Raw genomic sequence first — 8,599 nt, 5'->3', positions numbered from 1 at the left:
AGTTATAAAGAGATATAGATAAATATATCCTAAGCAAAAAAAGGCTAACGCTATTATAATTATACTTGAATACATGATATTTCTTATCGATAACGGTCTGAGCATGGTATCGCAGGCAGGTTGCGTCGCAGGCTGCCTGTGGAATATGCTCCTTGTTGTAGTGCGTTTTATTTTTCTTTCCTTTTAAAATTCCTTTAGTGTCTTCAGAATCGGGTGTAAAAAATTTGAATTCGTTGGTCTGTGCTACTTGAATTGCAATTCTTCCACAATTTTCACATTCGAAAATATCTTGTACTGTGTCAATCACATTAAGTAAATCGTGAATCATGGAAGAGTCTTTTAAATCAGTTGGATAAGGTGGCACATGAAAGTTTTTCTTAATCCATTCAAGTCTTCTTCCATTTTTGTTTGCTTCAAATAACGAGTCGATATTGTTGGTCAAGTTTTCTGAAACATCATCAACATAAGTGTCAGGCAAGATATATCCCTTGTATTCCAAGTTATCCGTTTGGTCAACAATTACATGTCCACACTTACATATTAATTTTCCCATTCGCTCTTTTTTAATGCACTACAACGAATCGGGCATGGTAACGCAGGCAGATTGCGTCGCAATGCTGACTGTGAACTATGCCCCTTGTTGTAAGCCGTTTTATTTTTTTATTTTCCCTTTTTTATATCGAGTTACTGATATAGTTTCTCCACTTCTGTTATATTTCACAACATATCCACTTGGTTTTTCCCCTTCTAAATCTCTTGTCTCTTTTACTATTCCATTTGGATATGTTTCTAAGATTAAATCTAAGTTACTTCTTGAGTTTTCAATCGTTGTGTTAATAACGAAATTAATCTTTTCTACATTTTGCTCAGACGATTTCTCTAAATCACTGTAAATATGTCTATTAATTACAAATAGGGGTTTTAATCTATCAGCACTTTTAATTTCTAATTCATATTCATTTTCAGTATTGAATTCGATCAAGTGAACTTTATTATTTGAATCTATAAACCAACTCCCTTTTTGATTTATATACTTTTGAAGTGAATCAAAATCACATAAACTACACCAAGTATTTTTCGAAATATCAATCGAATAAGTAGAATCAGAATCTAATTTTAGTATTACATATGCATCTGATGTTATGCCTCGAAATATTTTAGTCACACCTTTTTCAATAAATTGAGCATTCAATTGAATACTGACTAAAAATAAAATAACTATTATAACACTTTTCATTATTTATGCTTACTACGAATGGCTTACAACGACATGGGCATGGTGACGCTGGCAGGTTGCGTCGCAGACTGCCAGTGAACTATGCCCCTTGTTGGCAACTTTTTTTATTGTGGAAATAACCAATATCCATCAGAGTAATATTCACTTTCCTTCCCCCAAGCTACTTCAACTCTTTTGAGTTCTCTTCCTAGTGAATCAGTCCATATGAATTCAGCTAAATCATAATTAATATAATCTGCAAAAAATACTTGTCCATTACCTAACCATTTTTTAATTGGTAATGTCTCTACTCCCGAAAAAACAGAATAAGTAATTAACGAATCTCCGTTTTCTTTGAAGTAATGAGATTCACCTATTAAAGTATCATTTTCGTAAGTTCGAATTGAATGTAATGCCCCATTTGAATAATATTTTTTGGCTATTCCATCTTTTAAACCTTTGGAAAAGTTAATCTCAAATAGTTTTTTACCTAGTGTATCATAATGGAGTAATAGTCCTTCATTTTTTTTATTACGCAAATTATAAGTTTCCTTAACTATCCCATTTTCATAATAGTGTATATAATTACCATTAGGACAACAGTATTCTAATTCAACCGAATCTTCTAATTCAATGTATTTACTAGGGTTACCATTCTCGAAATAAAACTTTTTGTACTCAACTAATTTATCATTTGATACCTTTCCTTCAAATCTGATATTTCCGTTCAAATAATAATTTTTAAGTATATAAAAGTCATCCCCTTTTTTTAGATATTCCTTTACAATTATAGGTGTTCCATCAGGAAGTTTTTCAATAACTTCTGTCTTATAAACTTCTGAACAACTTGTCAAAAGCATTAAAAAAATAAGTAGTTTTTTCATAATTGTTGCCAACGACTCGGGCATGGTATCGCAGCCAGATTGCATCGCAGATGGCTGTGGAATATGCCCCTTGTTGTGGCTATTTTTTAATTTTTGCAATTTCGAAATAACACTCTCTTATTGCATTCGGATCTGTTAGTCCTTGATTGAATGGCGTTTGCTCTTTCAATCTTTGCTCAATACCCCAATCAAAATTACTTTTTATATCAGAAAAAGTTTTTACCACACTACGAGAACCTACTCCTACTTTTGTTTTATCTACTGTAATAGTTTCAAGTACCTTAAAATTTGTAAAAGCTTGAGTATGGATATAAGTCAAATCTAACAAATCAAGACATTGTGTATTGATTAATCCGCTTGGAATTTGTCGACCAAAAAGCTTATTCTGATTAATAAAGCAAACTCCAACCCATTTATCTTCAATTTCATCACTAAAGTCTAAAACGACGGCTTTCAGTGAGTCATTTCCATTCTCAAATTGTAATACCTGTCCAAAACCAACAGGAAAGTCATCAATATCAACTCCTGTCAAATCTACTTGCATCATTTTGGGAATTGCTTTAGAAGCAATAGGTTTCTTATTACCACAACCTGAAATGAAGAAACCAATTATTAGTAATAGTATTTTCTTAATCATGTCTTATTAGCCACAACGACTCGGGCATGGTGTCGCAGGCAGGTTGCGTCGCACACTGCCTGTGCAATATGCCCCTTGTTATGGCTTTTTTTGTTTTATTTTCCAGTATAGCTTATACTATAAATTCAAAAATATGAATCAAATTAGTTAACTATATCTACGAAGTTTAGAATAGCATATGATCCCCAAATTAGCATGAAACCTAAATGAGCTGATCCTTTGATATCTTTCAAATAAACTCTACTAAACAGGTATATTACACTAATTAGTAAAAGCAAAAACGATAATTCAAATTGATAAGGATAATGCATAACTCTAAAAATATTAGTGAAAATTGAAGTTATACCAAATCCACCAATTAAAAATCTATCTAATCCATTTATACGTTTTGCTCTAAAAGAGAAAATCACACAAAAAAAGGATACTAATAGTTGAAGTAGGGTACTTGAAATTCTTAATTCTTTTGAATTGAATAGCAAAATCAAAAAAGAAATAGCTAAAAGAGTTGTAATTACTTTTTGGAATTTTCCCTTTCCATCCTTCCAACTATATGCTAAACCAAGTATTGATAAAATTGAAATAACCATTTTGCTTTCGACTTACCTTAATTATTTAGAATTATTAGCCATAACGCCCTGAGCATGGTAACGCAGGCAGATTGCGTCGCAGGCTGCCTGTGGGCTATGCTCTTTGTTAGGCAAAGTTTTTTTATTTTTCTCTTTTTGCGAATCAGTTAAAGTTGATTTTACCCAGAACTTTTTCACGTGCTAATTCATTTGTTTATTTCTACGCTCTATGAGAATTTATAGAGTGTTTTACGTTCTAAATTCAAATTCCTTTTTCGCCACATTTCATGGAAATTTGCAGAGTATTTTGATCTGAGATTAAATCCAATTGGCAGTTTGAAAATTCACTAAAATTCTGATAAGAGAAAATCTGTTTTCACGCTCATTTGAGTTCTCAATTCGTCCTCATTTTGAATTTTAGATTCAGATAAGATTCGTTTGCCGACTTTTATAAATCAGTCGATCTGATTCTGAAATTAAGTCTGTTTTAAAATCTAAAATCTGCAATTCCGAATTCACCTTTTCTACTTACGATTTGGGGGAATTTGCAGAATCTTAATTAAAAAAATGCTCACTTAATAATTTTGCCTAACGCCTAGGGTATGGGCCGGAGCCTGCCTTTAGGCGGCTGTGGCTTATACCCGATGTTAGGGTGCGTTTTTTATTTTTTCTTTTGTCGTCCAAGTTAATTTACCACACTCAGTCACAATTATTTCTGTGCTGTTATCTGCGAATGAGTCTGCAAATTCACCTTTAAATTCAGTCCACTTGTCGTCAACTTGTTCACAAGCTGTTCGGGCGATGTAGATTGTCTTGTCTTCAATAATCCAAATTGACGGTGTTATTTTTAGTCCTTGGTCAATCTGCCTTTTGATTTTCGCGCAGTCATTCGGAAAGCAGTTCAAGAGTGAATCTGTCGCTTGAATTCTTTTTTCTGTTGTCCCAAAGTCAAACTGCCACATTTGAATTCGTGTATAAACTGTCTTGTCGTAGCTGTTTTTATTAGAGTGAGATTTTTTAGCCTTAATTGCAATCTCATATTTCTTATCGTGAAGTTCGTGATTTTCAATTGAATTAACAAAGTACCCTGCTTTAAAAGACTGCAGTATTTCAAAGTCAGTCTGCTCACTCGCAAAATTCAAAATCGTCTTTTCCTGTCTGTTATGAAATGCTGTTAGAAGACTAAAAGTCAATATTGTAATTAGTATTCTCATTGTCATTTTCAAATGCACCCTAACGATACGGGCATGGTATCGCAGGCAGGTTGCGTCGCATAGCTGCCTGTGGAATATGCCCCTTGTTGTGTGGAGATTTATTTCTTTTTTGCTTTTGAATACCTAATTAAATCAAGAAGAATTTTTGAATCACGCTCTCTTAAAGTAATTAGAATAGGAACTGATATATCAATTTTCAATTCTATAAAATTCCCCGACCTCTCACTTCTCAAACTTGTTTTTTCCTTTCTAAGGAAATTAAGATGCTTGTATGGTATATAAATTGAATTCTGAGTTAAATAAAAAAATGGTGTAATACATATTCCTTGTTCACCTATTTTAAGTTTATCTAAAGTAATAGGTAGTCCTCGTAAAAAGGCTCTTCTAATCCTACAAATATGTAAAAATTGCTTATTATCATTATCGGGGAAGTCAACTTCTAATTTCCGCCATATTTCCCTATTCATTTTAAAGCCATTAACTCCCATAATTATCATATACGAAAGCATTGCTAAAAAAATCACTCCTACTAAAACAACTCCTACATTCATATTCTCACTTAGTTATTCCACACAACGTCTCGAATATGCGTAGTGCGGGATTTCAATGCACTTCACTATCAAACCGCTACTTCGTTTATTAATTGCTCTAAAGCTCAAATTTATCACATCGCCCCGCATTACGTATATTTATTGTTGGCAACTGGCATTTATTGTTCACTACTGTTCAAAAATCTGGTGTCATTCATATTAAGTTTGTTTTCATAAGAACCAATTTTCTTGAAATAGTAATATCTTAATCTGTCAGAACAAGAACTATAAGTCTTATGCCCCGATACTGAATTACTAAGCATCACAAAAGGCTTAATTTTATCTTTGTAATATCTAAAACCTCTTCCAATAAACTCAATACCTCCATTCGGATAATCAATATATTCATTAAACACCTTGTTTATTAACAATCCAGCAACAACCTCATTCCCGTTTTCATTATAAAAAAGAGTGTCAACAATCGTTTGTTTGTATTCTAACGAAAAAGATAAATCTATTGCCCAGTCTCTTTTTAATGTATCCTTATAAAATTGACCACCAAAATATCTAGGTGCTAATTCTGCAGGTTTTACAATAACTTCGATTTTTATTAAACTGTCAATCTGTTTTTGTAATCTAGCTTTGTCTTTATGGTAACTATTTGAATCAACTTCAACTTCATAAACAAATTCTTTAGGAGTTGTTGTGTCAATCATTTCTAAATATAATTCATTGACAGAATAGCTAATATATTTTATCGCAAGAGGAATACTTAAAAGCAATAAAATCCAAATAGCCACTTTTTTAGAAAAATATTTAAACGATAATATTAATAGAGCAATAGATGTTATAAATATCAGTAGAGAGGTATAAATAAATGTCTCAATGATATTTCCGAATGCAGAACCTCCACTATCATTCAACGCATGAAAAATTGAAATGACAATTCCTATTAATAATATTCCGTATAATATTTTAATCCCGTACTTCTTCATTTTTTGCTTGTTGCCAACGATACGGGCATAATGTCGCAGGCAGATTGCGTCGCAATGCTGACTGTGCAATATGCCCCTTGTTGGCTACAGTTTTATTTTATTATTTGAATGTTTTCTATTGGTAGTCTTCTAAAAAAATCCTCTTGACTTTCAAACGTAAAACCATTTGTTATCATTTTCATTTTAAAAAAGGTGGTACTTATTATTAGCTCAGTATCTCCAATTGAATAACTTATAGTACGACCTCCCCAAAAATATCGAGAAATGGTTAAAGGAACTCCTAGTTTTAATAGAATCCACATCAGAGAAAATTTTCTTGGGTTCACAAGTTCATCACCTTTAATTAGTTTTAGATCTGTTATGTCAGAGTATTTAATCGGAATTAGAAGTTGACTTGTTGAATAATTCGAATGTAGTAAAATCCCATCTGTAAATAATTCGAAAATACATTTTGAGTTCAACTTTAGTTTTCTTTGATCTTGTTCTTTATCAAAAGATATAAAGTCTTTCAAAAAATATGATGTACTACCAATTGGAGACATTTTTGAAAAATCAATGGACTTTCTTTTTCCGATTTCCCTTTCTATTTTCCATTTATTCAAATCTGTAATCTCTAGTACCATTTTACTAATTGTAGCCAACGGCTCGGGCATGGTGTCGCAGGCAGATTGCGTCGCAGATGCCTGTGGACTATGCCCCTTGTTGTACACAGTTTATTTTATTTGAGCTGATAATTTCATCTAACTCTTCTTTCAATTCCTTTCTTGATGAAGGCGCAATTCTATTGAAGTAAATATCAATATTATCTGTTTTACTAATCAAACGATACTTTTCTTCTTTTTTGACTGCTTCATTTATATCTGACACGTTTATTACAAACTCTTGATGTTCACTAATTCTAATCTTATGTTCATCAATCAGAATATAATAATCATCATAAATCTGTTTTAAAAAACCTTTTAACAAGATCGTTGACCAAAATGGTACTAAAATCCATTGAATTGAAAAATTATCATATTGCCAATTTGTTATAATCAGTATTTGTAAAAGTGCTATCCAAATAAAATCGACACCTATGAAAGTCCTTTTGTAAGCAAATAATCGTCCTGTTGAAGGCTTTACTTTTTTAATTATTTTTCTACATTCAAGCATAAATCCTAAAATGTAAAATCCTAAAGCAAAGAAAGATACGTACTCAAGAATATTTTTATCATCTAAAAGTAACCAGCCCAATAAGCTGATATACATCAAGATTATAGCATATCTTTCTAAATTTCCACTAGAATATTTCATGAATTGTGTACAACGACCCGGGCATGGTATCGCAGCCAGATTGCATCGCATATGGCTGTGGAATATGCCCCTTGTTGTGCTTTCGTTTTTATTGTTCGTAAAGAAAACTCAATTCTCCTTCTTGAATTACGTTAGTATATTGTTTTGGTTTTCCTTCTTTATCTGTAAAAGCAATTACAACTCCTTTTGAACCTCTTGTGTGAATTAATCTGAAATCTCCTTGTGATACAGAAATATCTCCAATATATGAAGCAGGTGATGTTGTCCAACCTTCTCTCTTACCCGTACTCCAATCAATTAATTTTTTCCATTTTTCAGAGTTCACTTCGATAGTTTCAGATTTTCTTTCTGTTAATCCTGTTTCAGTGTCAATAGTCTGATTAGTCAAATTAAAAGGGGTAGACACATCCAAATAATCCTCAAGTTCCAAGTATGTCGAGCAATTTGAGAATAAAAGCGTCAATATCAATAATCCGAAATTTACTATTCTATTCATTCAAGATATCATTAATGAAGCACAACGAATCGGGCATGGTATCGCAGGCAGATTGCGTCGCATAGCTGCCTGTGGAATATGCCCCTTGTTAGCGAGATTTTTTATTACTTAAAAATACTCTGAATACATAAATAAATAGTATAAATATTAATGTTGAAAATAAGAGTATTTTATAATTTATTTGGAAATTTTCAGACTTCAATCTTTTTATAAACTCTGTCTCATTCATTCCTGAAATTCGTTTGTACTTTGATAAAACCCCTTTCTTTCCTATCATTTTTCCACCTACGGCCTTCAGTCAGATAAAGCTCACCGCAATTACCTTGCAAATACTTGTCATTAGATATTAAAGACTTTCCCAAAGCTAAATAATACACTTCGCCCAACTCAAATTCACTTATGTAAGCTAAACAATCAGCTCCTTTATCCCCATAAACTAAAATTTCATTCTGTTCTTCATTCCCTTTGTACTTTTCAAGTATTTTAATTCGCATTATCGTATCAAACGGCTCATCTTCTTTCAGTTTTTCAATAACCTCTGCTTTTACGATAAGATCCATTTTTTTACTAGCCTCAAAAAAATCACCAAGCCATTTGCAACTACAAGCAAACGACGAATGTGAAATCATGAATAATAGTATTATTAGTTTAATCCTCATTAATATTTCTCGCTAACGTCTCGGGCATGGTATCGCAGCCAGATTGCATCGCATATGGCTGTGGAATATGCCCCTTGTTACCTACTTTTTTATTTTATTTTTCTATTTT

Annotated in this window: 12 protein-coding genes; all 12 read right to left on the bottom strand. The window is 32.2% G+C overall.

Annotated elements, in window-relative coordinates:
• A partial coding sequence (locus BC781_RS25020; protein WP_109623239.1) for a hypothetical protein occupies nt 1–553 on the bottom strand: 553 nt, incomplete at its 3' end.
• Nucleotides 554–652: 99 nt separating this feature from the next.
• Nucleotides 653–1,237 carry a hypothetical protein gene (locus tag BC781_RS25015; protein WP_109623236.1) on the bottom strand — a complete coding sequence of 195 codons (585 nt, stop codon included), beginning with the start codon at nt 1,235–1,237 and terminating at the stop codon, nt 653–655.
• A 104-nt stretch (nt 1,238–1,341) separates the two neighbouring features.
• A complete protein-coding gene (locus BC781_RS25010; protein ID WP_109623234.1) occupies nt 1,342–2,199 on the bottom strand; it encodes a toxin-antitoxin system YwqK family antitoxin in 858 nt (285 codons plus the stop codon).
• A complete protein-coding gene (locus BC781_RS25005; RefSeq protein ID WP_109623233.1) occupies nt 2,180–2,737 on the bottom strand; it encodes a hypothetical protein in 558 nt (185 codons plus the stop codon). Before BC781_RS25005 ends, BC781_RS25010 begins: the two co-directional genes overlap by 20 nt.
• A 143-nt stretch (nt 2,738–2,880) precedes the next feature.
• A complete protein-coding gene (locus BC781_RS25000) occupies nt 2,881–3,324 on the bottom strand; it encodes a hypothetical protein (protein ID WP_109623231.1) in 444 nt (147 codons plus the stop codon).
• A 626-nt stretch (nt 3,325–3,950) separates the two neighbouring features.
• Complete coding sequence (locus tag BC781_RS24995; RefSeq protein ID WP_109623229.1) at nt 3,951–4,517, bottom strand: hypothetical protein; 567 nt, start codon at nt 4,515–4,517, stop codon at nt 3,951–3,953.
• Between the two features lie 98 nt (nt 4,518–4,615).
• On the bottom strand, nt 4,616–5,068 hold the full coding sequence (locus BC781_RS24990; protein ID WP_109623227.1) for a hypothetical protein: 453 nt from the start codon (nt 5,066–5,068) through the stop codon (nt 4,616–4,618).
• A 158-nt stretch (nt 5,069–5,226) separates the two neighbouring features.
• A complete protein-coding gene (locus tag BC781_RS24985) occupies nt 5,227–6,042 on the bottom strand; it encodes a hypothetical protein (RefSeq protein ID WP_109623225.1) in 816 nt (271 codons plus the stop codon).
• A gap of 92 nt (nt 6,043–6,134) precedes the next feature.
• Entirely contained in the window at nt 6,135–6,665 is a 531-nt protein-coding gene (locus tag BC781_RS24980; RefSeq protein ID WP_158281585.1) for a hypothetical protein, read from the bottom strand.
• A 67-nt stretch (nt 6,666–6,732) separates the two neighbouring features.
• Nucleotides 6,733–7,335 carry a hypothetical protein gene (locus BC781_RS24975; protein ID WP_109623220.1) on the bottom strand — a complete coding sequence of 201 codons (603 nt, stop codon included), beginning with the start codon at nt 7,333–7,335 and terminating at the stop codon, nt 6,733–6,735.
• An 88-nt stretch (nt 7,336–7,423) separates the two neighbouring features.
• Nucleotides 7,424–7,831, bottom strand: coding sequence for a hypothetical protein (locus BC781_RS24970; protein WP_109623218.1), 408 nt, complete (start codon nt 7,829–7,831; stop codon nt 7,424–7,426).
• Nucleotides 7,832–8,052: 221 nt separating this feature from the next.
• Nucleotides 8,053–8,460, bottom strand: a complete 408-nt coding sequence (locus BC781_RS24965; protein WP_146201782.1) for a hypothetical protein — start codon at nt 8,458–8,460, stop codon at nt 8,053–8,055.
• Nucleotides 8,461–8,599 lie beyond the last annotated feature (139 nt).

The organism is Sediminitomix flava (assembly GCF_003149185.1).
GTDB classification, from domain to species: domain Bacteria; phylum Bacteroidota; class Bacteroidia; order Cytophagales; family Flammeovirgaceae; genus Sediminitomix; species Sediminitomix flava.
Note: the sequence above shows the minus strand (reverse complement) of the source record. Positions and strands in the feature narration are given on the sequence as shown.